This is a genomic window from Streptomyces sp. NBC_01275 (assembly GCF_026340655.1).
Taxonomy (GTDB): Bacteria; Actinomycetota; Actinomycetes; order Streptomycetales; family Streptomycetaceae; genus Streptomyces.
Map to the genome: position 1 here is coordinate 4483689 of NZ_JAPEOZ010000001.1, position 25591 is coordinate 4509279.

At 71.7% G+C, this 25591-nt stretch carries 20 protein-coding genes and 1 pseudogene; 12 read left to right on the plus strand and 9 right to left on the minus strand.

Features of this window, described 5'->3' with window-relative positions; translation table 11 throughout:
- Nucleotides 1-25: 25 nt before the first annotated feature.
- Nucleotides 26-2143 (plus strand): pectinesterase family protein, encoded by a 2118-nt coding sequence (locus OG562_RS19645; protein ID WP_266399534.1) that lies wholly within the window; start codon nucleotides 26-28, stop codon nucleotides 2141-2143.
- A gap of 154 nt (nucleotides 2144-2297) precedes the next feature.
- The gene (locus OG562_RS19650) at nucleotides 2298-3077 is read left to right on the plus strand and encodes a response regulator transcription factor (RefSeq protein WP_266399536.1); all 780 of its coding nucleotides are present in this window, start codon (nucleotides 2298-2300) and stop codon (nucleotides 3075-3077) included.
- A gap of 69 nt (nucleotides 3078-3146) precedes the next feature.
- Here OG562_RS19650 and OG562_RS19655 read toward each other — a convergent pair whose 3' ends face one another.
- From OG562_RS19655 to OG562_RS19670, 4 genes are all read right to left on the minus strand, one after another.
- Nucleotides 3147-4928 carry an ABC transporter ATP-binding protein gene (locus OG562_RS19655; protein ID WP_266399538.1) on the minus strand — a complete coding sequence of 594 codons (1782 nt, stop codon included), beginning with the start codon at nucleotides 4926-4928 and terminating at the stop codon, nucleotides 3147-3149.
- A gap of 93 nt (nucleotides 4929-5021) precedes the next feature.
- The gene (locus OG562_RS19660) at nucleotides 5022-5150 is read right to left on the minus strand and encodes a hypothetical protein (protein ID WP_266399541.1); all 129 of its coding nucleotides are present in this window, start codon (nucleotides 5148-5150) and stop codon (nucleotides 5022-5024) included.
- A 55-nt stretch (nucleotides 5151-5205) separates the two neighbouring features.
- On the minus strand, nucleotides 5206-5340 hold the full coding sequence (locus tag OG562_RS19665) for a hypothetical protein (protein WP_266399544.1): 135 nt from the start codon (nucleotides 5338-5340) through the stop codon (nucleotides 5206-5208).
- Between the two features lie 254 nt (nucleotides 5341-5594).
- Entirely contained in the window at nucleotides 5595-7397 is a 1803-nt protein-coding gene (locus tag OG562_RS19670; protein ID WP_266399547.1) for a bifunctional UDP-sugar hydrolase/5'-nucleotidase, read from the minus strand.
- A 156-nt stretch (nucleotides 7398-7553) separates the two neighbouring features.
- Between OG562_RS19670 and mshD the strand changes: the two genes are divergently transcribed.
- A complete protein-coding gene (mshD, locus tag OG562_RS19675) occupies nucleotides 7554-8480 on the plus strand; it encodes a mycothiol synthase (protein WP_266399550.1) in 927 nt (308 codons plus the stop codon).
- A 123-nt stretch (nucleotides 8481-8603) separates the two neighbouring features.
- On the opposite strand, the gene OG562_RS19680 is transcribed toward mshD, so the two are convergent.
- From OG562_RS19680 to OG562_RS19700, 5 genes are all read right to left on the minus strand, one after another.
- On the minus strand, nucleotides 8604-9263 hold the full coding sequence (locus tag OG562_RS19680; RefSeq protein ID WP_266399553.1) for an ABC transporter: 660 nt from the start codon (nucleotides 9261-9263) through the stop codon (nucleotides 8604-8606).
- A gap of 119 nt (nucleotides 9264-9382) precedes the next feature.
- Nucleotides 9383-10954 (minus strand): ABC transporter permease, encoded by a 1572-nt coding sequence (locus OG562_RS19685; RefSeq protein ID WP_266399556.1) that lies wholly within the window; start codon nucleotides 10952-10954, stop codon nucleotides 9383-9385.
- A gap of 83 nt (nucleotides 10955-11037) precedes the next feature.
- The gene (locus OG562_RS19690) at nucleotides 11038-11907 is read right to left on the minus strand and encodes an ABC transporter ATP-binding protein (RefSeq protein WP_266399558.1); all 870 of its coding nucleotides are present in this window, start codon (nucleotides 11905-11907) and stop codon (nucleotides 11038-11040) included.
- Between the two features lie 256 nt (nucleotides 11908-12163).
- Entirely contained in the window at nucleotides 12164-13003 is an 840-nt protein-coding gene (locus OG562_RS19695) for a zf-HC2 domain-containing protein (protein WP_266399560.1), read from the minus strand.
- 208 nt (nucleotides 13004-13211) lie between these two features.
- Nucleotides 13212-13754, minus strand: coding sequence for an RNA polymerase sigma factor (locus OG562_RS19700; RefSeq protein ID WP_266399563.1), 543 nt, complete (start codon nucleotides 13752-13754; stop codon nucleotides 13212-13214).
- 156 nt (nucleotides 13755-13910) lie between these two features.
- On the opposite strand from OG562_RS19700, the pseudogene OG562_RS19705 reads away from it, so the two are divergent.
- The 9 genes and pseudogenes from OG562_RS19705 to pstA all read left to right on the plus strand — a co-directional run.
- Nucleotides 13911-14279, plus strand: a pseudogene (locus OG562_RS19705) (GntR family transcriptional regulator); the annotation flags it as partial.
- Nucleotides 14280-14470: 191 nt separating this feature from the next.
- The gene (locus OG562_RS19710) at nucleotides 14471-15454 is read left to right on the plus strand and encodes an ABC transporter ATP-binding protein (protein ID WP_266399566.1); all 984 of its coding nucleotides are present in this window, start codon (nucleotides 14471-14473) and stop codon (nucleotides 15452-15454) included.
- Nucleotides 15451-17604, plus strand: a complete 2154-nt coding sequence (locus OG562_RS46030) for a hypothetical protein (protein WP_323187536.1) — start codon at nucleotides 15451-15453, stop codon at nucleotides 17602-17604. The genes OG562_RS19710 and OG562_RS46030 overlap by 4 nt, the downstream gene beginning before the upstream one ends.
- Before the next feature lie 319 nt (nucleotides 17605-17923).
- Nucleotides 17924-20155 (plus strand): RNA degradosome polyphosphate kinase, encoded by a 2232-nt coding sequence (locus OG562_RS19720; RefSeq protein ID WP_266399569.1) that lies wholly within the window; start codon nucleotides 17924-17926, stop codon nucleotides 20153-20155.
- A gap of 115 nt (nucleotides 20156-20270) precedes the next feature.
- A complete protein-coding gene (locus tag OG562_RS19725; protein ID WP_266409399.1) occupies nucleotides 20271-21395 on the plus strand; it encodes a CHAD domain-containing protein in 1125 nt (374 codons plus the stop codon).
- A gap of 66 nt (nucleotides 21396-21461) precedes the next feature.
- A complete protein-coding gene (locus OG562_RS19730; protein ID WP_266399572.1) occupies nucleotides 21462-21920 on the plus strand; it encodes an NUDIX hydrolase in 459 nt (152 codons plus the stop codon).
- Between the two features lie 293 nt (nucleotides 21921-22213).
- Nucleotides 22214-23341, plus strand: coding sequence for a phosphate ABC transporter substrate-binding protein PstS (pstS, locus tag OG562_RS19735; RefSeq protein ID WP_266399573.1), 1128 nt, complete (start codon nucleotides 22214-22216; stop codon nucleotides 23339-23341).
- Between the two features lie 139 nt (nucleotides 23342-23480).
- Nucleotides 23481-24497, plus strand: a complete 1017-nt coding sequence (pstC, locus tag OG562_RS19740; RefSeq protein ID WP_266399575.1) for a phosphate ABC transporter permease subunit PstC — start codon at nucleotides 23481-23483, stop codon at nucleotides 24495-24497.
- Nucleotides 24494-25558 carry a phosphate ABC transporter permease PstA gene (gene pstA, locus OG562_RS19745; protein WP_266399577.1) on the plus strand — a complete coding sequence of 355 codons (1065 nt, stop codon included), beginning with the start codon at nucleotides 24494-24496 and terminating at the stop codon, nucleotides 25556-25558. Before pstC ends, pstA begins: the two co-directional genes overlap by 4 nt.
- The last annotated feature ends 33 nt before the right edge of the window (nucleotides 25559-25591 follow it).

A 25591-nucleotide genomic window follows, 5' to 3' on the forward strand; every position in this document is an offset into this window, starting at 1 on the left:
CCCCCTCGTAGGAAAGGTTCGCCGCATGAGCGAGCAGCGCCGCAAGTCGCCCGAGTCCACCAAGGCGACCGCCAGGCCCCGTCACCGTAAGCGCAGAACCGCGCTGGCGGTCGGCGTCCCCCTAGCCCTCACCGCCGCCGGCGCTCTCGCCTACGGCACCGACCTCGGCCTCTTCGGTGCGGACGCGCAGGCGAAGGCGTCGGCGGCGACCGCTGCTCCCGCCTGGGCGACCGCCTCCGCCGACGGGTTCGCGTCCGTCGACGCGCTGGGGCAGAACGGGACGTACGGCGGGCGGGACGGCAAGACCGTCACCGTGAAGACCCTCGCCGACCTGGAGAAGTACGCGACCGCGAGCGAGCCGTACGTCATCGTCGTCGCGGCGACGATCGACATGGACCCGGTCGGGAAGGAGATCAAGGTCCAGTCGAACAAGACGATCATCGGCTCCGGGACCTCCGGGCAGATCGTCGGCGGTGGCTTCTTCCTCGGGCAGGGCGTCCACAACGTCATCATCCGGAACCTCACCATCCGGGATGCGTACCAAGGCGTCTGGAACGACAAGGAGCACGACTACGACGGCATCCAGATGGACGGCGCGCACCACGTCTGGATCGACCACAACGACATCCGGCACATGGCCGACGGCCTCATCGACAGCCGCAAGGACACCACCTACCTGACCGTCTCCTGGAACAAGCTCAGCCAGGAGAACAAGGCCTTCGGCATCGGCTGGACCGACAACGTCACCGCCGACATCACGATCCACCACAACTGGATCCGCGAGACCGAGCAGCGCAACCCGTCCACGGACAACGTCGCCCACGCACACCTGTACAACAACTTCCTCGAGGACGTGGCGGGGACGGACATCAAGTCGTCGTACGGGAACTACTCGCGCGGCAAGACCAACATGCTCCTGGAGAACTCCTACTTCCAGGGCCTGACCAACCCCGTCGTCCGGGACGCCACCGCCACCCTCGTCCAGCGCGGCAACGTCTTCTCCGGGACGACGGGCAAGAACGAGAGCGGCGGCACGGGCGCGGCCTGGGACCCGAAGACGTACTACGCCTACACGCTCGACAAGGCCGCGGACGTGCCCGCGCTCCTCAAGTCGGGTACGGGGCCGCGTAGTTCTCTCGGCACGAGCGCGTCCACGAGTGCGTCCACCGGCACCAAGGCCGCCGCGGCCACCACCCTCACCGTCGCCGCCGACGGCAGCGGTCAGTACCGGACCGTGCAGGCCGCCGTGGACGCCGTACCCGCGAACAACGCCTCCCGGGTGGTGATCTCCGTGAAGCCGGGGACGTACCGCGAGGTCGTCAAGGTCCCGGCGAACAAGCCGCACGTCACGATCCAGGGCTCGGGCGCCAGCCGTAAGGACACGACGATCGTGTACGGCAACGCGGCCGGCATGACCAAGCCCGACGGGTCGGGGACGTACGGCACGCCCGGCAGCGCCACCGTCTCCGTGCAGTCGGACGACTCGCAGGTCCGCAACCTCACCGTCACCAACGACTTCGACGAGTCCAAGCACCAGGACATCGCCAACCAGGCGGTGGCGCTGCTGACGCAGGCCGACAAGATCGTCCTGGACGGCGTCATCGTCAACGGCGACCAGGACACCCTGGAGATGGAGACCGCCGCCAAGGACAAGCTCGGCCGGGTCTACATCAGCAACTCCTACATCACCGGCAACGTCGACTTCATCTTCGGCCGGGCGACGGTCGTCGTCGACAAGTCCGTCATCACCCTGAAGAAGCGCTGGAACGGCACCTCCGCCGGCTACGTCACCGCCCCCAGCACCCCCGCCGCCCGCAAGGGCATCCTCATCAACCGCTCGTCGGTGACCGGTGACGTGTCGGCCGCCTCCTTCTTCCTCGGCCGCAACTGGCACCCCGGCGGCGACACGACCGTCGACCCGCAGACCACCGTCCGCGACACCGCCCTCAGCGCCGCGGTCAAGTCGACCCCGTGGCAGGACATGGGCGGCTTCTCCTGGAAGGACGACCGGTTCGCCGAGTACAGGAACACCGGCGCGGGCGCGGGCGCCGCGAGCGCCGACCGCCCGCAGCTGACCACCGCCCAGGCCGCCGACCAGGAGGTCGCGGACTGGCTGGGCGACTGGACCCCCACGGCCTCCTGACCCCCACGGCTTCCCGACCTCCTCGACCACCGAGGCGATCGCACCGTCCCCGTCCCCGTCCCCGCCATCCCCCAGCCCACCCATATCCCCCTGCCAGCCCCGCCACAGCCCTCCGCCCCACCGTGAGGGAATGGTGAAAGGGGCTGTGAAAGGGATGGTGGAAGGGACACGGGCGGGGACGAGGGCGCGGCCGGCGGCGCCTGACCCGAGTGACGGCGCGGCGGGCAGGATCCTGCTCGCCGACGACGACGAGGACGTACGGGAAGGCATCGGCCGGCTGCTCAGATTCGAGGGGTACGAGACCGTCCTCGCCGGCGACGGACGGCTCGCCCTCGATCTCGTGGGCGCGCCCGACGCGCCCGACCTGGTGCTGATGGACGTGACGATGCCCGGTCTGGACGGTCTGGCCGCGACCCGCCGGATCCGGGCCTCCGGCTGCACCGTGCCGATCCTGATGATCACCGGCCGGGACGCGGTCGGCGACCGGATCGTCGCCCTCGACAACGGCGCGGACGACTACCTGATGAAGCCGTTCGCCGTCGAGGAACTCCTCGCCCGGGTACGGGCCCTGCTGCGTCGCGGCGACCCACGCCGCCGCGGCCCGGGCCGGCGGTCGACGGCCAGGGCCGACACCCATCTGCTGGCCTTCCAGGACGTCGCCATGGACCCGGCGTCCCGCACGGTCACCCGCGGCGAACGCCCGCTCGACCTCACCCGCACCGAGTACTCCCTCCTGGAGTACCTCCTGCGCCACCCGGCGAAGGTCCTCAGCCGCTCCCAGATCCTCCGCGACGTCTGGGGCTTCGACTTCGAGCCCACGTCCAACACCCTCGACGTGTACGTCATGTACCTCCGCCGCAAACTCGAACACCACGGCGAACCCCGCCTGATCCAGACCGTGCGGGGGCTGGGGTACATCCTGCGGGTGGAGTGACGGGACGGACAGACCCGCATCCGTCCCGTATCCGTCCCGTATCTGGCCCGCATCCGTCCCGTATCTGGCCTATATCCGCAGAACCAGCGTGTCCTCCGCCAGCCCCTTCTCCCCCGCCGCGCCCGGCCAGGGCTCCGCGAGCCTTGCGTAGGCGGGGCAGCGGAGCATCAGTTCGGTGTGGGTGCCGGTGTCCAGGAGGCGGCCCTCGTCGACGACCAGGATGCGGTCGGCGTCGGGGGCGAGGCTGAGGTCGTGGGTGATCATGATGGTCGTACGGCCGGACATCAGGCGGCGCAGAGGCTGGACGATCTGGCGGGCGGCGACCGAGTCGAGGCCGGCGGTCGGTTCGTCGAGGACGAGGACCGGGGCCGCGCGGAGCATCGCGCGGGCGATGGCGACGCGCTGGAGCTGGCCGCCGGAGAGGGCGGCGGTGCCGGGGGCGAGGTGGGTGTCGTAGCCGTCGGGGAGCGCGGTGATGAAGGTGTGGGCCGCGGCCGACCGGGCCGCCTGTTCGATCTCCGGGTCCGTGGCGCCGGGGCGGCCGCAGGCGATGTTCTCGCGGATCGTGCCGTTGAGGACGAGGGTCTGCTGGGGAAGCAGGGCGATGTTCTCGCGGACGAACTCCAGGGGTACGTCCGTGAGCGGGACGCCGTCGAGGCAGACGACGCCCGTCTCGGGGTCGTAGAAGCGGGTGAGGAGTTTGGAGAGGGTGGACTTGCCGGCGCCGCTCGCGCCCGTGACCAGGACGAGTTCGCCCGGGCCCGCGGTGAAGGCGACGTCGCTCAGGGACTCCCGGGGCGCGTCCGGGTAGCGGAAGCCGACGCCGTGGAAGCTGACCCAGCCCCGGACCGGCCAGGCGGGGACGGGGGCGGCGGGGTCCTTGACGGCCGGTTCGGCGTCCAGGATCTCGGCGATGCGCTCCGCGCCCGCCGTGGCCGCGGTGACCGTCAGGCCGAGCTGGCCGAGGCTGCGGACCGGGGGGTAGAGGTAGCCGATGAAGGCGGCGAAGGCGAGCAGCGCGCCGAGCGTCATCCGGCCGGCCGAGATCTCCCAGACGCCCAGGCCGATCACCGTCAGGACGCAGAGGGTCTCCACCACCTCCACGAACTGCTCGTACATCTCGCTCAGCCGCGCCCCGCGCACGCTCGCCCGCATCCAGGCGCGGGCCTCCTTGTCGAGCCGCCGCTCCTCGTCGCGGCGGCGGTTGTACGCCTGGGTCAGCACGATGTTGCCCAGCGACTCCTCCACCACCGAGGTGATCGCGCCGTCCGCCGCCCGCTCGTCCCGCGAGGCCTCCTTGATGCGGCCGGAGAAGCGGCGCGCGGCGAGCAGGAAGAGGGGCGCGAGGACGAAGGTGACCAGGGCCAGGTCCCAGCGGAGGTAGAGGGCCGCCGCCGAGTAGAAGACCGCCGAGAAGGCCGCGGAGATCGTTCCCACGACGCCCGACACCACCAGTTGTTCTATCGCCTCGACGTCTCCCGTCAGGCGTTCCACCAGGTCGCCCTGGCGGTGCTTCTGGAAGAAGTGGGGCGGGAGGTCCTGGACATGGCGGAAGACGTTCGCGCGCAGGCGCAGGACGAAGCGCTCGGCCGTCCAGGTCGCGAGCGAGTTGCCGAGGTAGCCGACGAGCGCGCCGAGCGCCGCGACGGCCAGCCAGGCGCCGGCCGGCCCCCAGAACGCGGAGAGCGAACCGGCCTGCAGGGCGTTGTCGGTGAGCTCGGCGAACAGCAGGATGGCGGCGGTCTCGGCGAGCGCAGACGCCACCACGCACCCCACGATCACCAGCATCCATCTGCGGTCACCGCGGGTCAGCGGCCAGAACCGGCGGAAGGCCTCACGGGCTTCCCTCATCGTCCACGACTCCTTCCAGTGCGTCCGGTGCATCCGTGCATGGCGAGGCGGGGCCACCGGATTCCTCCGGTGGCCCCGCCTCGTGGCGTTCCGTCAGCCCTTGTGCGCGACCGGGCGGCGCTTCGGCGCGGGCTGCGGAGCGGCCTTCTTCTTGGCGACCGGCTTCGGGGCCGGAGCGGCCTTGCGGGTCTTCTTCACCGGGGCGATCTTGTGGAAGCTCATGTGAATTGCCTTTCCGTTTATCAGGAATGTGTTATGTGCAGCTGTGAATTAAGTGTCAGTCCTTATGGGACACCGGGCGACGCTTGGGAGTGACCTTCGGAGCGGCCTTCTTCTTGGCGACGGGCTTCGCGACCGGGGCCGGAGCAGTCTTGCGGGCCTTCTTGACGGGGGCGATCTTGTGGAAGCTCATGGCGTTCTCCGCTCAGTCTGTTCACTCTGTTCGCGATCTTCGCTTTCGCGTCGTTCGCTTTCGACATGGAAAACACTACGGGACACCGGAAGAAGAAAAAGCCAATTCCGCTTAGACCTCGATGAATTGCGGCTGAGATGAGTTTTCAGGAGAATGCGGGAACCAAATCCGGGCTTACACAGGTTTTAATACGACGAGAGGCGGCCGCGTCGGTGACGCGGCCGCCTCTTGCCGTGAGTGTGGTGCGGGTGGGGCTACTGCACGATCGTGATCCGGTTCGTCGCCGGCGGGGTGATCGGCGCGGCGGCCGAGGAGTTGGCCAGCAGGTACTGCTCCAGGGCCGCGAGGTCGTCGCTGCCGACGAGGTCGTTCGTGCCCTGGCCCAGCGTGGTGAAGCCGTCGCCGCCGCCCGCGAGGAAGCTGTTGGTCGCGACGCGGTAGGTGGCGGCCGGGTCGATCGCCGTGCCGTTGACCTTGACGGAGTCCGTGACGACACGGTCGGCGCCGGTCTTCGTCAGGTCCAGGGTGTACGTCAGGTTGGCGGACGGCTGGAGGATCTTCGGCGCGCTCGCGTTCGTCCCGCTCACCTGCTCCTTGAGGACCTGGATCAGCTGGGCGCCGGTGAAGTCCTGCAGGTTCACGGTGTTGGAGAACGGCTGCACGGTGAAGCCCTCGGCGTACGTCACCACGCCGTCGCCCTCACTGCCCTTGGCCGTGTAGGTCAGACCGGCCCGGACGCCGCCCGGGTTCATCAGCGCGAGGTCGGTCTCGGCGTCCAGCTCCTTGCCGTACCAGAGCTGCGCGTCCGCGATCAGGTCGCCCATCGGGGACTCGGTGCCCGTGTTCGGGACGTCGGCGGAGATGTAGCCGATCGCGCGGTTGCCGACCGGGGCCGCCAGGGTGTTCCACTTGCTGATCAGCTCGGTCATGTCCGGCGCCTTGGCGACGGTCCGGGTGACCACGTGGTTCGCCGACTTCACCGCCGTACGCGCGATGTCACCGGTGAAGCGGTCGTACGTCAGCGTGGTGTCCGTGTACAGCCGGCCGAAGGACGCGGCCGAGGTGACCGTGCGCGGCTTGCCCGAGGGGTCCGGGATCGTGCACGCGTACGCGGCGTGCGTGTGGCCGGTGACCAGCGCGTCCACCTGCGGGGTGATGTTCTTGGCGATGTCGACGATCGGGCCGGAGACGCCGTCGCCCGCGCCCGGGGAGTCGCAGTTGTAGTTGTAGGAGGACGAGGCCGGGAGGCCGCCCTCGTGGATGAGCGCCACGATCGACTTCACGCCCTGCCTCTGCAGCACCTTGGCGTACTTGTTGATCGTCTCGACCTCGTCCTTGAACTTCAGGCCCTTGACGCCCTCGGCGGAGACGACGCCGGGGGTGCCCTCCAGCGTCACGCCGATGAAGCCGATCTTGACGTCCTTCTTCTTCCAGACGAAGTACGGCTTCAGGATCGGCTTGCCGGTCTTCTCGTCCAGGACGTTGGCCGCCAGGTACGGGAAGTCGGCGCCCTGGAACTTCTTGTCCGTGTAGCAGCCGGCCGTCGGGTGGCAGCCGCCGTTCTGCAGACGGGCCAGTTCCCTCGCGCCCTCGTCGAACTCGTGGTTGCCGACGGACGTGACGTCCAGGTCCAGCTTGTTCAGCGCCTCGATCGTGGGCTCGTCGTGGAAGAGGCCCGAGATCAGCGGGGACGCGCCGACCATGTCGCCGCCGGCCGCGGTGATGGAGTACGCGTTGCTCTTGCGGGCCTCGCGCAGATGCGTGGCGAGGTACTCCACACCGCCCGCGTCGATCGTCTTCGTCGTGCCGTCCGCCTGGAGTTCGGTGACCCGGCCGGAGGAGCCCGACGGGGGCTCGAGGTTGCCGTGCAGATCGTTGAACGACAGCAGCTGCACGTCCTGGTAGCGGCTCGGCAGCGGCTTGGAGTGCTTGGCGTCGTGCGCGTCCGCCGGGAGGGCGGCGGCCAGAGCGCCCGCGGTGGCGAGCGTGGCGGCGGCAGCGACCATGCGATACGTACGACGTCTGCGGCTGAGGTACGACTGGGATGTGGCTGGCATGCGCCCCCCTGGAATCGGCTGAAGTAGGTGGCCCCGTCCGGCGCAGCCTAGAGTCAACGCGCGTAGCGCGACAGGGGGTTCAGGGTTACATCCTGGTTTCCCTTTGCCCTCCTCTTTGCCCCCACTTTGCGGCGCCCTCCCCTTACCCTCGTACGCATGACCAGCGACGACACCGCACGGACCCACGGCTCCCGATCCATCGAGACCCACTCCGCGCTCTCCCCCGAACAGACCGAGGCCGTCCTCGACCTGCTCGCGGAGGCCGCCGAAAGCGACGGCCAGCAGGCGGTGTCCGAACAGGGCCGGCTGCAGCTGCGCGGCGGCGCCCGCGAGGGCGTCTCCCATCTGGTCCTCACCGTCGGCGCCGAACTCGTCGGCTACGCCCAGTTGGAGGACACCGACCCGGTCGAGGCCCCGGCCGCCGAGCTGGTCGTGCACCCCTCGTACCGAGGGCACGGGCACGGCCGCGCCCTCGGCTCCGCCCTGCTCGCCGCCTCCGGCAAACGGCTGCGGGTGTGGGCCCACGGCGGCCACTCCGCCGCCCGGCACCTCGCCCAGGTCCTCGGACTGACCCTGTTCCGCGAACTGCGCCAGATGCGGCGACCCCTGAGCGGCCTCGACCTGCCGGACCCGGTGCTGCCGGCCGACGTGACCGTCCGGGCCTTCGTCCCCGGCCAGGACGACACCGCCTGGCTCGCCGTCAACTCCGCCGCCTTCGCCCACCACCCCGAGCAGGGTTCCCTCACCCAACGCGACCTCGACGACCGCAAGGCCGAGCCCTGGTTCGACCCCGCCGGCTTCTTCCTCGCCTTCCGCGGCGAGCAGCTGGTCGGCTTCCACTGGACGAAGGTCCACGCCGAGGAGGGACTCGGCGAGGTGTACGTCCTCGGCGTCGCCCCCGGTGTGCAGGGCGGCGGGCTCGGCAAGGCCCTCACCACGATCGGCCTGCGGCATCTCGCGGCCCAGGGACTCCCCACGGCGATGCTCTATGTCGACGCCGACAACAAGGCCGCGGTGTCGGTGTACGAGAGGCTGGGGTTCCTCACCCATGAGACGGACCTGATGTACCGGTCCGAGACGTGAGTCCTGAGCGGGGTGCGAGGTGACCGGGGTCCGGGGTCCGGGGTCCGGGGTCCGGGGTCCTGGTGACCGTCCCTGGGGGCTGCCGCCCCCAGCCCCCGCTTCGGCCCTGAACGGGCCTCGTCCTCAATCGCCGGACGGGCTGAAGGATGCAGACCGGCGTGGGGAGAGCCCCCGCGTGGAGAGGCCTCGCAGAAAAAGCCCCCGCAACGGCTCCGGTGTCCACAGCGCGCTCAGCGCCGCCGTCACGCCCAGCACCGCCGCCCATCGCACCTGCGTCGCCACCCAGTACGGCTCCCCCGGCAGTCCCAGCAGGCCCCACCGCTCCGGGACCAGTACCGTCACCGCGGCCGCGATCGTCAGCCAGGTCGCCGTTCCCCTGCCCGTCTCCGCCGTGTCCGTGAAGCGGACGGCGGTCGTCGCGAGGGCCAGGGCCAGGGCGGCCATGGCCGCCGCCTCCAGCGTGGCCGGGCCCAGCGGGGGGCGGGTCGGGGCCGGTATGAGGAGCACGGCCGCCGTCCACCACAGGACGGTGAGCGGGGTGATCAGGACCAGCCGCAGGACGGTGCGGGCCGGGCGGGCGAACGGTGTCGTCGCGCTGGTGTTGCGGGCCGGGTCGTCGAGCAGGAAGGCCAGGCCGAGCGCGCCGGCCAGCGCGGTGAGCCGCAGGACGAACCATCCGAGGCCGTCGCCCGGCGCCCGGTCCGGCAACCGGGTGGTGCCCGCGAGCAGCAGGCCCAGCGCACCGGCCCCGGCCAGCGCCCGCCAGGGCAGGGAACGCCACACCAGCGGCGCCAGGGATCGGAGCAGGACCCCGGAGACCTCCCTTCTCCCCGCCTTGCCCTCTTTCTCTGCTCCTGGCTCTTTCTCTGCTCCTGGCTCCCTCTCTGCTCCTGGCTCTTTCTCTACTCCTCGCACTTCTCCGCCTCCTCGGGCACCGGGACGCCCAGCAGCTTCGCCGCCTCGGCCGTCGTCGTGTTCGCGGACGTCAGTTCCGTCCAGTGGGCCTTGACCCGGGCGGTCACGTCCGCGCGCGGGCGGTCCAGCAGTTCGCGGACCACCGCCGTCTGGCGGGCCGTCAGGCTCAGCGGGTTCGTCGGGGCCAGGACCACGCCCGAGCCCTCGGTGCTGTCGTCCAGGCGCAGGTTCTTGAAGGTCTGCAACGGGGTGGGGTCGGCGCCCAGCGCCAGCCACATGGTCGTGACGTTGCGGGCGTCGCACGCGTCCAGGGCCGCCGCCTCCGTGCCCATCACGACGACCGAGGCGACGCCGACGGCGAACTCGGGGACGCGATTGCCGCCCCAGCGGGTGCCGACCGTCACCTCCTGCGGGGTGGCGGAGGAGGCCAGGGTGCTGTCGGACTCGATGCCGCCGCTGAGGTCGACGCGCTGGCGGACCGTCAACGGCGCCTTCGCCGCCGCGCCTCCCGCCAGGGACTGGACGCGGTCGACGACGTCGGCCCAGTCGGAGCGCACGACGCTCCACTCAGGGAAGGAGCAGTACGTCGAGCCGTCGTACGTCGTGCACGACTGGACCTTCTGCGGGGTCTCGGACGCCGTCCTGCGCGCCGCGTCGAGGGCCGATGCGTCCCGCGGGTACTGGCCGATCGCGCCCGCCACGGTGGCCGCGAGGGCGAGGGCGCCCGCCGTCTTCACGGCTCGGTTGCGGCCGCCGGACAGCAGGAGTGCCGCGCAGGCCAGCAGGACGCACAGGGCCGCCACATACAGCGCGTGCCAGGCGGCGGGGCGGCCGATCAGGTCCGAGGGGACCGGATCGCCGTTGGTGTCCGCGCCGAAAATCGTCGGGGAGAGCCAGCCCGCCCAGCCGCCCTCGTCGACGGACGCGGACGCGGTGATGACGAGCAGATACCCGGCGACGACGAACACCATGGCGGCCAGGGGAGAGGGCGCCAGCCGGGCCAGCAGGACGCCCAGGACTCCGGACGCCAGGATGCTCAGCGGTCCGAGGGCCAGTTCGCCGAAGGAGCCGTGGCCGATCGCGCCGGGCTTCAGCGCCGCCCGGGTGAACTCCGCCCCGACGGCGACCGCGGTGAGCGCCGCGAACGGGACCACGGAGAGCACATGGGCGAGGGTGCGCCGCCAGGGATCCATGGCCAGGACGTCGAACTGCTGGACCGTGCCGTTCTTCCGCGAGCGCAGAGTCGCCGAGTTGACGCAGACGAGCAGGGCGATGCCGAGCAGCAGGGGCGACTCCTGGGTGTCTCGGTCGACCATGTTGAGGATGGGGAAGTCGTTCATGCCCTCCTCGTGGGCCAGCCGCCAGACGACCAGCGCGATGTAGAGGGCGAGGAAGAACAGCACCGGGATCTGCAGGAACAGCTCGCGCGTCTCGAACCGGGCGAGGGCCAGGACGGCGGCGGCGCGGCGGGCCTCGGTCGGGGACGAGGGCGGGGACGAGGGCGGGGACTGGGACGGGGAATGGGGCGGGGACTGGGGGAGCTCGGTGGAGGATTCCATGACCGGAGAGGCCGAAGTGACCGCAGAGGCCGAAGTGACCGCAGAGGCCTGGGAGGCCTGGGGGCCCTGGGAAGCCGAGGTGCTCATGCCGTCACCTCCGTGCTCTCGCCGTCGAGGGCCAGCAGATAGCCGTCTTCCAGGGTGGGTTCGAGCAGGTCGGCGCCCGTCGGCGGGTCGCCGACGTTGCGGAAGGAGCCGGCGCCGGTGCGCCAGCCGGCCTTGGCGTTCGGATCGCGTTCCGTGCCGCTCCAGACCCGGCCGGCGGCGCGGGCCGTGAGGTCGGCGGGGGTGCCTTCGAAGTGGACACGGCCATGGGCCAGGACCACGACCCGGTGGCAGAGCATCGCCACGTCCTCCGTCTGGTGGGTGGACAGCAGCACAGTGCGGCCCTCGCCCGCCTGGGCGATCAACTCCCTGAAACGCATGCGCTGTTCGGGGTCGAGGCCGACGGTCGGCTCGTCCAGGACGAGGAAGCCGGGGTCGCCGACGAGGGCGGCGGCGAGCGCGACGCGCTGCAGCATTCCGCCGGACAGCCGCTTGAGCCGCTTGCCGCGCACGTCCGCGAGGTCGACGGCGTCCAGCACGCGCCGCACCTCGCGATGGCGGGCGCCGCGGTCCGTCGCCTCCTTCAGGATCGCCACGTAGTCGACGAACTCGAAGGCCGTGAACTCCGGGTGGAATCCGGGAGTCTGGGGCAGATAGCCGAGCTCGCGACGCAGGGCGAGGCGACCGGCGGCGGTGCCGGGGTCGTGGCCGAGGGCCGTGAACTCGCCCCCGTCGGGCGGCACCGCGGTGGCCAGCACCCGCAACAGGGTGGTCTTTCCCGCGCCGTTGGGACCGAGCAGCCCGGTCACGCCCCGGGTCAGCCGCAGCGAGACCCCGTCGAGGGCATGGGTACCGCCGTAGCGCAGGGACAGGCCGGTGGCCGTCAGGGTGGTGGGTGCGGTGGTCATGCGGAACTCCAGGTCGTCCGGTGGGCGGGCGAGGTCGAAGGGCGGTGGACGGCGAAGCGCCTGCCGCGGACAGGGGCGCGGGTCGGGCTGGTCGTCCGCGAAGAGGTCCGGCCTCCGGTCCGATGGACTGCTGACGACGACGCCGCCGTACCGCAGCCCGGGCCGGTGACCGTCGGGAACGGCGTCGGCGATGTCAGTGCTGTCGGCGATGTCAGTGCTGTCGGCGATGTCGGCGATACCGCCGCTGCCCGCGGTGTCACAGCGCGCCCCCGTCCGTGAAGCCGCCCACCGGGCGGGCGTCGAAGCGGTCGCGTGCCTTGTAGAGCAGCAGGGCGGCGAGGGCCGCGACCGCCGCCGCGGCCGACTGTCCGGCCGTCGTGAAGGGGGAGAGCGCGGTGGACGTGTCCGGGGCCTGTGCCGTCAGCAGCAGCGTCAGCCAGCCGCCGGTGACCAGCGAATGCGCCAGGACCGGGCCCAGCCGCGAGGTCAGCGCGAGAGCCGTCGCGGTGAGGGCGAGCGCGGGCAGCAGCCAGGCCAGGGCGAGCAGCCCGTACCCCGGAAGGGCCAGGGTCGCCAGGCCGTTGAGGGCCAGGCCCGCGGTGAGCACCGCGACCGTGCGGATCATCAGCAGCCGGAAGCCGTGCAGCGGGGCGACCACCGCCATCTCGTACGTCGGGTCGAGGGTCGGCCCGAAGGACAGGGCGACGCCGGCGAGCGGAAGCAGCGGGGCGAGCGCGAGGAACAGCGCGGGCCGGCCCACCACATGCACGGCCAGCACGGTCGTGCCCAGCAGGAGCAGCACCGCCAGCAGCCAGGACCGGCGCAGTATCGGGGTCGCCGTCAGCAGCCGGGCGGTGTGGTCGGCCACGCCGAGCCGCACCAGCAGCCGCTCGAACAGGCCCTGGCGCGGCGCGTCCAGCTCCGCGTCCAGCCGCTCCCAGCCGGCGTCCAGCGCCACCGGGTCGGTGCTGTGCGCGAGCCGGGCCCGGCACTGCGCGCACCCGGTGAGATGCGTGTCGGCGGACCACAGCAGGGGCGGCGCCAGCGTGCCCTGCGCGTACGCCCGCAGATCCTCTTCAGCCACGTGCCACGTCATGCCAGCGCCTCCTTCAGCCGCTCGGCCCCCACGCCTGCGCGCGGACCGCCCCCGCTTATGTCCCGCCGTCTCACGATCACGGCCTCCTCAAGCCCGTCGGGCCCCTGAGATCCCCCGGGTCCATCAGGTCCCCCGGGACCCTCGGAACCCTCGGCCGCCGGCGACGGTCCCCCGCGCTCGCGCAGGCCGCCCCCGTTCTCGTACCGCCTCATGCCAGCGCCTCTCGCAGTTGCTTGCGGGCTCGCAGGGCCCGTGTCTTGACCGTGCCGGGCGGGATGCCGAGCAGGACGGCAGCCTCCCGGGTGGTGAGCCCGTCGATGACGGTGGCCTGAAGGACGGCCCGCAGCTCCGGTGAGAGGCGGGTGAGGGCGCCGGCGAGGTCCCCGTGCTCCACCCCCGCGAGCACGCGCTCCTCCGCCGACGCCTCGTCGCGATGGCGCAGCCGGGCCAGCGCCTGGCGCAGCCGGCCGCGCGCACCGTCGCCGCGCACCGCGTCGACCAGCCGCCGCGCGCCGATGCGCCACAGCCAGCCCGCCACGTCGCCCTCCTCGCGATATCGGGCGGTGCCGCGCCACACCGCGAGGAACGTCTCCTGTACGACGTCGTCGACTATCCCGGCGTCGGCGCAGCGGCTGCGCATGCGCGCGGTCAGCCACGGCGCGTACCGCCGGTACAGCTCCTCGAAGGCGTGACGGTCCCCGTCCGCCGCGATGGCTCGCAGCAGCTCCCCGTCGCTTCTCGTTTCGCTCACATCCCCTCATCGGACGAGCCCTGCCGATCGGTTCACGACTCGGCGACCCAATTTTCGAGGCCCGGAAAAGCGCCGGCGTCCCGGCCGGCCCTTGACTTCCACCACCTCCTTCCACCACCCTTTCACTACTCAATTAGTGAAAGGGTGGTGGAAGGAGTGGTCGAGTACCGCATCGACCGGCACAGCGGCGTCGCCACCTATGTGCAGATCGTCCAGCAGACCAAACAGGCCCTGCGCCTGGGCGTGCTGCGGCCCGGCGACAAGCTGCCGACCGCCCGCGAGGTCGTCGAGGCGACCGCCATCAACCCGAACACCGTGCTGAAGGCGTACCGCGAGCTGGAGCGCGACGGGCTGGTGGAGGCCCGCCGCGGCCTCGGCACCTTCGTACGGCGCGGGCTGAACACCGCCCCGGCCGACTCCCCCCTGCGCACCGAACTGGACGGCTGGGCCGTCCGGGCCGGGGCGGCCGGGCTGGACCGCGACGACGTGGCCGCGCTCTTCACCGCCGTGCTGGACGAACACTTCGCCGTGCCCGACGCGCACTTCGCCCCGCCCGGTCTGCCCGACCCGCCCGACCCGCCCGACCCGCCAGGCCTGCCCGACCCCCCCGACCTCCCCGACTTGCGCAACCCGCCCGACCCGCCTGCCCCCCGCCCCACCGCCGAAGACGACCTCACTGCCCGCGAAGAGCGGCAGCACTCCCCGGGAGACCCCTCATGACCGACACCGCCATGGCGGCAACCGCGCTCGGCAAGCGCTTCGGCCGACGCGGGGGCTGGGCGCTGCGCGACTGCACGTTCCGGCTGCCCGCCGGACGCGTCTGCGCCGTCGTCGGGCCCAACGGAGCGGGCAAGTCCACGCTCCTCGCCCTCGCCGCCGGCCTGCTGGCCCCCTCCGAGGGCACGGTCACCGTCCTCGGCACGGACCCGGCGTCGGCACGCGCGCGTGTCGGGTACGTCGCCCAGGACAAGCCGCTCTACCCGCAGCTCAGCGTGGCCGACACGCTGCTCGTGGGCGCCGATCTCAACCCGGGCCGCTGGGACGCCGAAACGGCACAGCAGATCGTTTCTACCGGCGATCTCGACCCCAAGAAGAAGATCCGCTCCCTCTCCGGCGGCCAGCGCACCCGCGTCGCACTCGCCCTGGCCCTCGCCAAGCGGCCCGAGCTGCTCCTCCTCGACGAGCCGATGGCCGACCTCGACCCGCTGGCCCGCCACGAGCTGATGGGCGCGCTCATGGTGCAGGCGGCGCAGCACGGCACGACGATCGTGATGTCCTCGCACGTGGTCGCCGAGCTGGAGGACTCCTGCGACCATCTGCTGCTCGTCGGCGGCGGCCGGGTCCGGCTGGCCGGCGAGATCGACGACCTGCTCGCCGCCCACACGCGCGTGCACGCAACGACGGATCCCGAGCCGACGGAGACGCAGACGCACGCCAAGCCGACAGGCGCCGAGCCGACAGACGCCGAGCCCGCAAGCACGAAGTCCCCCGCTCCCGCCCTCACCGCCCTCTCCCCCCACACCGTCGTCGAGTCCCGTGTCACCGGGCGTCAGCTCACCGCGCTCGTGCGCCCCGCGGGCCCGCTTCCCGCCGGGTGGCGTACCGCGACGCCCTCCCTGGAGGAGCTGGTCCTCGCCTATCTGCGCAACCCGCAGGCCGCGCCCCTCACCCCGGCCGAGTCCGAGGAGGCGGTGGCGTGACCGTCCTCGCCCTCGGCTCCCCGGCCCCCGCGACCCCACCGGCCTCCGCAGCCCCCACCGGCTCCGCCGACTCCCCCGGCTCCGCATTCGCCCGCGTGCGCTGGCTGCTGCGCCTGCACCGCCCCGCCCTGTACCTCTGGGCCGCCCTCGTCGTCGTACTCGCCCTCGGCCTGCTGTGGCTGTGGGGTCCGCTGACCGACGCGGCGGCCACGGCCTGGCGGCAGTACCACGCCTGCGGCGACAGCCGGCCGTGCGCGTACGACCGGGACGCGATCGGCCGCTACAAGGACGTGTACGACTACACGACCCTCGCCCTGGTGGCGCTCCCCTTCCTCGTCGCCCCCTGGGCGGGCGCCGCCCTGTTCGGCCGCGAGCTGGAACACGGCACCGCGCAGCTCGCCTGGACGCAGAACGTGTCGCCGGTCCGCTGGCTGGCCACGAAGCTCGCCGTGCCCGCCGTCCTCGTCGCCACGGGCACCGGCCTGCTGGTCGCGCTGCACCGTCTGGCCTGGTCGGCGGGCGAGGGCCGCATCGGCACCGCCAAGAGCTGGTACGACATCACGACCCTGCACGCCAACAGCCCCGTCACGGTCGCCCTCGCCCTCACGGGCCTGGCCGGCGGGGCCTTCGCGGGCCTGCTGCTGCGCCGTACGCTGCCCGCGCTGACGCTCGCCCTGGGCCTGGTCGTCGCCGCACGGGTCGTCGCCGACGAGGCGATGCCGCACCTGTGGCCGGCCGTCACCCGCGTCTCCAGCCTGACCGACGGCTACCTGGGCGTGGGCCTGGAAGTCGACTCGGGCCTGGTCACCTCCACCGGCGCGCACCTCGCCGACCCCGGCTGCGGGGCGACGTCCGCGACCCCCGGCTGCGTCGCCGTGTACGACAAGCTCGACGCCACCGGCTTCTACACCACGTACCACCCCCAGTCCCATTACTGGCCCCTGCAGCTGACCACGACCGCCCTTGTGCTGGCCTTCGCCGCCGTCCTCACCGTGGCCGCGTTCGCCCTGCTCAGGCGCTCGACCGCCACCCGGCGCACCGCCCAGGAGACCCAGGAGACCCAGGAGATCAAGGCAGGCGCCGAAAGCCCGGGAGACCGCCGTACGAGCGCCGTAGCCGCCGAGAGCAGCCCCCGTCCCGTCGGCTCCGGCGGGAGTCCGGCCGCGAGGCCCGTGGCCGTCGACCGGGACGGCGGCTGGGGCGTCGTGCGGACGGTGCTGCGGCTGCACCGGGCCTCGCTCGTCGTCTGGGCCGTCACCGTGGTCGGTCTCACCGGCTGGCTGGTGTGGCTCACCGAGGTGACCGCCGACAAGGAGAGCGCGGCGCTGGACGCCTGTGACCGGGCGAGCCAGGACTGGTGCGATCTGACGATGATCGGCCTGCCCGGCTTCAGCGGACCGGCCGGCTGGATATGCCTGCTGATCGGCTACTCCTTCCTCGCCGTCGCCGCCTTCGCGGGCGGGTCGCTGATCGGCCGCGAGCTGGAGAACGGCACCGCGCACCTCGCCTGGACGCAGGGCGTCTCCCCCGCCCGCTGGCTCGCCGCCAAGCTCGCCGTCCCCGCGGCCGTCCTCACGCTCGGCACCGCCGTCCTGGTCCTGACGTTCCGCTGGACCTGGTCCGCGTACCGGGAGCTGCTCCTCGAGTGGATGTCCCCCGACATATTCCTGGCCCGCGGCCCGGCCACGCTCGGCTACGCCCTGTGCGCACTCGCCGTCGGCGCCCTCGCCGGGCTCCTGCTCCGCCGCGCCCTGCCCGCGCTCGGCGTGTCGGTCGCCGCGATCTGGCTGCTCAACCTCGTCCTGGCCGAGTACCGCGCGTCCTTCTGGCCGACCGTGACCCGCACCGCGGCGACGGACGACCTGGAGACCCCCCTCAACGCGTGGCAGCTGGAGAACGGCGCCCTCATCCACGGACACCCCACCCCGAACGTCGCCTACTGGGAGTGCAACGGCTCGAGCGCCGACATCAGCCGCTGCCTGGACGACCTCGGCGTGACCGGCTACTACGTCACCTACCACCCCGCCTCCCACTTCTGGCCCCTGCAGCTCGTGGAGACCGGGATCCTCCTCGCCGTCGCCGCCCTCGCGACCTTCGCCGCGTTCCGCGTCCTGCGCCGCCGCACGGCAGCCGCCCTCCCGACCGGCTGAGAGCCGAGCAGCGAACACCACGAACCGGCCGGTGTACGTCCCTCCACGGGGGGAAGGACGTACACCGGCCGCCTGACATCCGGCTGTCCCCAGGGCTGTCCGGGCCGGCGCGACCCCCGCGAGCCGCCCCCCGATATCCCGCACGCCATGTCTCCGTAACCGTCGGTTCAGACGACCTTGCGACGCTCGCTGAATGAAGCCCGTCGTGCCCGAGCCTTCGCCGCCTCCCGAGGGAAATCACCCCGAGGGAAGCACCGCCGCGATCCCGCCCGCACGTTCCGACGCGCCGGTCACGCTGTTGGCGCGGAAGAATGGGTCCATGAGCCAGTCACACGCCCCGGCCGAGGTCCAGCACGCGCAGCCCTCCGTGGGCTCCATAGCCGCGCACCGCCCGCACACGGTGTCCGCCGCGGTCTCCGACCTGGAACCCGACATCGACGCCGACCTCGACGAGTACGAGGAGTCGCCGTACGACGGGCCACAGCTTCCCCAGGGTCGTTTCCTCGACCGAGAGCGCAGCTGGCTCGCCTTCAACGAGCGCGTCCTGGAACTCGCCGAGGACCCGAACACGCCTCTCCTCGAACGGGCGAACTTCCTCGCCATCTTCGCGAGCAACCTCGACGAGTTCTTCATGGTCCGGGTGGCCGGCCTGAAGCGCCGGATCGCCACCGGCGTCGCCACCCGCTCCGCCTCCGGCCTCCAGCCCCGCGAGGTCCTGGAGATGATCTGGGCCCGCTCGCGCGAGCTCATGGCCCGGCATGCCGCGACCTACCACGAGGACATCGCCCCCGCCCTCGCGGAGGAGGGCATCCACCTGGTCCGCTGGAGCGAGCTGACGGAGAAGGAGCAGGCCCGCCTGTTCACGCTCTTCCGGCACCAGATCTTCCCGGTCCTCACCCCCCTCGCCGTCGACCCCGCGCACCCCTTCCCGTACATCTCGGGTCTCTCGCTGAACCTCGCGGTCGTCGTACGCAACCCCGTCAGCGGCCACAAGCACTTCGCGCGCGTCAAGGTGCCGCCGCTGCTGTCCCGCTTCCTGGAGAGCTCCCCGGGCCGCTACGTCCCGATCGAGGACGTCATCGGCGCCCATCTGGAGGAGCTGTTCCCGGGCATGGAGGTGCTGGAGCACCACGCGTTCCGGCTCACCCGCAACGAGGACCTCGAGGTCGAGGAGGACGACGCCGAGAACCTGCTCCAGGCCCTGGAGAAGGAGCTCATGCGGCGCCGCTTCGGGCCGCCGGTGCGGCTGGAGGTGGAGGAGTCCATCGACCGCGACGTCCTCGACCTGCTGGTGCGCGAGCTGAAGATCTCCGAGGCCGAGGTCTATCCGCTGCCCGGCCCGCTCGACCTCACCGGTCTGTTCCGCATCCACTCGCTCGACCGGCCCGAGCTGAAGTACCAGAAGTTCATCGCGGGCACCCACCGCGACCTCGCCGAGGTGGAGTCCGCCTCCGCGCCCGACATCTTCGCCGCCCTGCGCAACCGGGACGTGCTCCTGCACCACCCGTACGACAGCTTCTCCACCTCCGTCCAGGCCTTCCTGGAGCAGGCGGCCGCCGACCCGGACGTCCTCGCCATCAAGCAGACCCTGTACCGGACCTCGGGCGACTCCCCCATAGTCGACGCGCTCATCGAGGCCGCCGAGGCCGGCAAGCAGGTCCTCGTCCTGGTCGAGATCAAGGCCCGCTTCGACGAGCACGCCAACATCAAGTGGGCGCGCAAGCTGGAGGAGGCCGGCTGCCACGTCGTGTACGGCCTGGTCGGTCTGAAGACCCACTGCAAGCTGTCGCTCGTGGTCCGCCAGGAGGGCGACACGCTCCGGCGCTACTGCCACGTCGGCACCGGCAACTACCACCCGAAGACCGCCCGGCTGTACGAGGACCTCGGCCTGCTCACCGCCGACCCGCAGGTCGGCGCGGACCTCTCCGACCTCTTCAACCGGCTCTCCGGGTACTCCCGCCGCGAGACCTACCGCCGTCTGCTGGTCGCCCCCAAGTCCCTGCGCGACGGCCTGATCTCACGGATCGACAAGGAGGTCCAGCACCACCGTGCCGGACGTCCCGCGCACGTCCGCATCAAGGTCAACTCCATCGTCGACGAGGCGCTCATCGACGCCTGCTACCGCGCGTCCCAGGCGGGCGTGCCCGTGGACATCTGGGTGCGCGGCATCTGCGCGATCCGCCCCGGCGTGCCGGGCCTGTCGGACCACATCAAGGTCCGCTCGATACTCGGCCGCTTCCTCGAGCACTCCCGCGTCTTCGGCTTCGGCAACGGCGGCGAGCCCGAGGTGTGGATCGGCAGCGCCGACATGATGCACCGCAACCTCGACCGCCGTATCGAGGCCCTGGTCAGGGTCGTCGACCCGGCCCACCGGGCGGCCCTGAACCGGATGCTGGAGACCGGCATGTCGGACACCACCGCCTCCTGGCACCTCGGCCCGGACGGCGAGTGGACCCGGCACGCGACCGACGCGGACGGCGCGCCCCTGCGCAATGTCCAGGAGATGCTCATAGACGCCCGGAGGCGCCGGCGTGGCACAGCGACACCATGACCTGACGGGCCGGCGGGACTCCGACTCCGCCGAGCGGGACGGGCACGCGGAGGCAGGCGCGCCCGTCACCGGAGAGGCCCTCGCGGGCTATCTCCGGGCCCAGGCCACGGACTTCCTGCGCGCACTGCGCCTGCACCGGGAGACCGGAGGCGGAGGCGGAGGCGCGGGCGGGTCCGCGAACGGCACGGCGGACGCGGTCGACGCGGCGCGCGCCCTGCGCCGCTCGGCCCGCCGCATCAGCGGCAGCCTGCACACCTTCCACCCGCTCCTGGACCCCGCCTGGTCCGAGGAGATCCGCCCCGAACTGGCCTGGGTGTCGGGCACGTTGGCCCTGGAGCACGCCTACGAGGCCCGCCTGGAAAGGCTGTTGCTGGCACTGCACCGCCTGTCCGGCTCGACGACGGTGCCGCCCCAGCCGTCCGGCGCCCCCACGGGTGCACCCGGTGCGTCCGGTGCGTCCGGTGCGTCCGGTGCGTCCGGTGCGTCCGGTGCGTCCGGTGCGTCCATTACGACCTTGAGCGCATCCGGCAGATCCGGTACGGCCATGAGCGCTCGCCCCTCCGCAGCGGCGCCCGGCACCACCCCGACCCGTCAGGCGCCGCCCGCCCCGGACCGCGGCAGCCTCACCGTGGGCGCGGCCAAGGCAGGCGCCCTCCTCGACCGCCAGCTGACCCTCGCCCGCACCCGGGCCCACAGCACCGCCCTCCAGGCGCTCGGCTCCTCCCGCTTCCACGCGGTCGCCGACAAGGTCGCCGTACTGGCCAGCGAGGTCCCCCTGACCCCCGCCGCCCCCGCCACCGACCTCCACCTGCTCGCCACCGCCGCCGAGGAGCGCCTCGCGGACGCCGTCGGCGTGCTCCCCCTGGTCACCGCGGGCAGCCCGTACAACGCGGAGGCCCTGGTGCACGGCCTCTCCCCGGACCCGGCCCCGCATCCGCAGGACGCCCCCTGGCACCAGGTCCGCCTCCTGCTGCGCCTGCACCGCTACGCGTGCGAGGTCCGCCACGGCCGCGGCACGCCCCTGGACGTCCGGACGCTCTCCGCCGGCCAGGCCCTCGACCGGCACCGCGACGCGTCGGAGGCGGCGTCCGCGGCGGCCCAGGCGGCCCGTACGCCCCGCATCGCGCCGGCCACGGCGTACGCGCTCGGCGTGCTGCACGCCGACCAGCGGCACGAGGTGGAGGCCGCGCGGTACGCGTTCCAGCGGTCGTGGCAGAAGCAGATCCTCGGCACTCCCTGATTCATCGCCACTCCTTGACTCACCGATCCATCGGCACTCCTTGACCCGGCAGGCGGCGAGGACCACATGAGCTCTCCGAACGACGACGGCGCCGACATCCCGGCGACCGGGAGCACCGACGACACCGTCCAGGCGGCCGGCTGCGTCCTGTGGCGGCGATCCCCCGTCGACGGTGAACTGGAGGTGTGCCTCGTTCACCGACCCAAGTACGACGACTGGTCGCACCCCAAGGGCAAGCTGAAGCACGGCGAGGCCCCCCTGGCCGGCGCACTGCGCGAGGTCGAGGAGGAGACGGGCTACCGCGCCGCGCCCGGTACCCGCCTGCCCACGGTGGACTACGAGGCGAACGGCCGCCCCAAGCAGGTCCGCTACTGGGCTGCCGAGGCGGTCGCCGGCGCCTTCGCCCCGAACGACGAGGTGGACCGGCTGCTGTGGCTCCCCCCGCCGGCCGCCCGCGTCCGGCTCACCCAGCCGAGGGACCGCACCCTCGTGGACGCGCTGCTGGACGTCCTGCACGCGGCATGATCCGCAAAGTGACCCGGGTCACCACATGGCCCACCTGGATCGCCGTCCGGACCACGACCCGGACCGAAATCCGGGATCCCGCCGTGTCCTCGACGTGAGCGTTCCGTGACCTAACCGCACCGTCCCCAGGGGTTCACCCCCCGTTCACCCACGCCCGTAGGCGGCTTCACCTGATCTGCCTAATTTCGGCCTTACACGGTGCGGCACGCGACCTGACGGGACGCCGCCATGCCAAGCAGACTCCGCACGCCGCCGGAATTCAGGACGGCGGCTCCTGGAAGGATCTCCCTCAAGTGAAGCTTCAGCGCATGAACCGGCGGGCCCTCTCCCTCGGTGCTCTCGCCGTCTCCGGCGCCCTGGCCCTCACGGCGTGCGGCTCCGACGACACCGGCTCGAGCAGCGGCAGCAGCAGCTCCGCCACGGCCGCCGCGGGCTCCATCAAGTGTGACGACGCCAAGGGCCAGCTCCTCGCCGACGGCTCCTCCGCGCAGAAGAACGCGATCGACGCCTGGGTCAAGAACTTCACGCAGGCCTGCAGCGGCGTCCAGGTGAACTACAAGGGCTCCGGCTCGGGCGCCGGCGTCACCGCGTTCACACAGGGCCAGGTCGCCTTCGCCGGCTCGGACTCCGCGCTGAAGCCCGAAGAGGTCACCGCCTCCAAGTCGGTCTGCTCCGGCGGCCAGGGCATCGACCTGCCGATGGTCGGCGGCCCGATCGCCGTCGCGTTCAACGTGTCGGGCGTGGACAAGCTCACCCTGGACGCCGCGACGATCGCCAAGATCTTCAACGGCAAGATCACCAACTGGAACGACAAGGCCATCGCGACGCTCAACCCCGACGCGAAGCTGCCCGACCTGAAGATCCAGCCGTACCACCGCTCGGACGAGTCCGGCACCACGGACAACTTCACCAAGTACCTGATCGCCACCGCCAAGACCGACTGGCCCTACTCCGGCGGCAAGGCCTGGCAGGCCAAGGGCGGCCAGTCCGCGGCCGGCTCCTCCGGCGTCGCGCAGGGCGTCAAGCAGACCAACGGCGCCATCGGCTACATGGAGCTGTCGTACGCCAAGGACGGTCTGAACCCCGTCGCCATCGACACCGGCGCCTCCGCCCCGGTCGAGGCCTCCTCCGACGGCGCCACCAAGGCGATCGCGGACGCCAAGGTCGTCGGCACCGGCAGCGACCTCTCGCTCCAGCTGAACTACGCGACCAAGGCCGACGGCGCCTACCCGATCACCCTGGTCACGTACGAGATCGTCTGCGACAAGGGCAACAAGGCCGCCACCCTGCCGGCCACCAAGGCGTTCCTGCGCTACATCGCCAGCGAGGACGGCCAGGGCATCCTCTCGGGCATCGACTACGCGCCCGTCCCCGACGCCATCATCTCCAAGGTCCGCACCACCATCGAGGGCCTGAGCTGATCTGAAGGTGCGGCCCGGCACCGGGGTACCCGGTCCGGGCCGCACCGTCCGGTGCACCGCCGCCAGGGGCCGCCCGCACACCCGGCCCCGCCCGAGCCGCCGCCCCACGAGCGCGCGGCTCCGCAGACCGGAGAACCCCATGGACATATCGACGCAGAAGACAGACACGGACGACACTCCGCCCCCCACCGCCCCGCAGACCGCGCTCGAGCAGAAGCGCGCGGCCCGCGGCGCCACCCGACCCGGCGACCGGATCTTCCTCGGTCTCTCCCGCGGCTCGGGCATCTTCCTGTTGGTGGTCATGGCCGCGATCGCGGCCTTCCTCACCTACCGCGCCTTCCTCGCCATCAGCAAGGACGACGCCAACTTCCTCACCACCTTCGAGTGGAACACCGGCCTGGTCCCGCCGAAGTTCGGCATCGCGGTCCTGGCCTTCGGCACGGTCGTGTCGTCGATCATCGCCATGGTCATCGCGGTCCCGATCGCGGTGGCCATCGCCCTGTTCATCACGCACTACGCCCCGCGTCGGCTGAGCGGCCCGATCTCGTACGTGATCGACCTGCTCGCCGCCGTCCCGTCCATCGTGTACGGCCTGTGGGGCGCGCTGATCCTCGTCCCGCACATGGACGGCCTGTTCGGCTGGCTGAACGACTACTTCGGCTGGACCGGGGTCTTCTCCTGGGACGAGGGCGCGCCGCGTTCGATGCTCACCGTCGGCGTCCTCCTGGCGATCATGATCCTGCCGATCATCACCAACGTCAGTCGCGAGGTGTTCCGCCAGGTCCCGCGGATGCACGAGGAGGCGGCCCTGGCGCTGGGCGCCACCCGCTGGGAGGTCGTCCGGATCTCGGTGATCCCCTTCGGCCGCTCCGGAGTGATCTCGGCGTCGATGCTGGGCCTGGGCCGAGCGCTGGGCGAGACCATGGCGGTGGCCACCGTCCTCTCCCCGGACTTCGACATCCACGCCAGCCTGCTGAACCCGGGCGGCGGCACCTTCGCCCAGAACATCGCCAGCAAGTTCAACGAGGCGACGGAGTTCGGCCGTGACGCGCTCATCGCCTCCGGTCTCGTCCTCTTCGTCATCACCCTGCTGGTCAACGGCGCGGCACGCATGATCATCGCCCGCCGCAGTGAGTACTCGGGGGCCAACGCATGAGCCACGCAAGCGCAGTCGCGGAGAAGCGCCCCAGCACCCTGCAAGGCGCCAGCCTCCCCAAGTGGTCCCCCTGGGCCATCGCCGGCGGCTCGATCGTCCTCGCCGTCCTCATCGGACTGGTGGGCGGCCTGGACAGCAAGGTCCAGTGGGGCCTGATCGCCGGCCTCCTCTTCATCTTCGGCACGTTCGGCATCGCCGCGAGGATCGAGGGCCGCCGCCAGGCGAAGGACCGAGTGGCGACGAGCCTGGTCTGGGTGGCCTTCATCCTGGCCGTGGTCCCGCTGGTCTCCCTGCTCTGGACGACGATCGTCCGGGGCGTGAAGGTCCTGGACTTCTACTTCCTCACCCACTCCATGGGCGTGGTCGCCGACTCCGAGCCGGGCGGCGGCATCTACCACGCCATCCTCGGCAGCCTGGAGCAGGTCGGCCTGGCCACCCTCATCGGCGCCCCGATCGGCATCCTGACGGCGATCTACCTGGTGGAGTACGGCCGAGGCGCGCTGGCGAAAGCCGTGACCTTCTTCGTGGACGTCATGACGGGCATCCCGTCGATCGTCGCGGGCCTCTTCATCCTCAGCCTGATGCTGATGTTCGACATGCAGCCCTTCGGCTTCGCGGGCTCCCTGGCCCTGGCGATCCTGATGATGCCGGTCGTCGTACGCTCGACCGAGGAAATGCTCAAACTGGTCCCGAACGAGCTCCGCGAGGCCTCGCTCGCCCTGGGCGTGCCGAAGTGGCGCACGATTCTGAAGGTGGTCGTCCCGACGTCGATCGGCGGCATCATCACGGGCGTCATGCTCTCCATCGCCCGCATCGCCGGCGAGACGGCCCCGGTCCTCCTGCTGGTCTTCGGAAACCCGTTCATCAACGCCAACCCCTTCGAGGGTGCGCAGGCGTCGCTCCCGCTGTACATCTACCAGCAGTACTCGCAGAGCGCGGGTTCGACGGCGGCCTACGACCGTGCCTGGGCGGCGTCCCTCACACTGATCGCCTTCGTGATGATCCTCAACCTGGTGGCTCGCGGCATCGCCCGCTGGAAGGCCCCGAAGACCGGTCGCTGACCGGCCGCCCCCCTCAGCGACCAACTGGAAGTG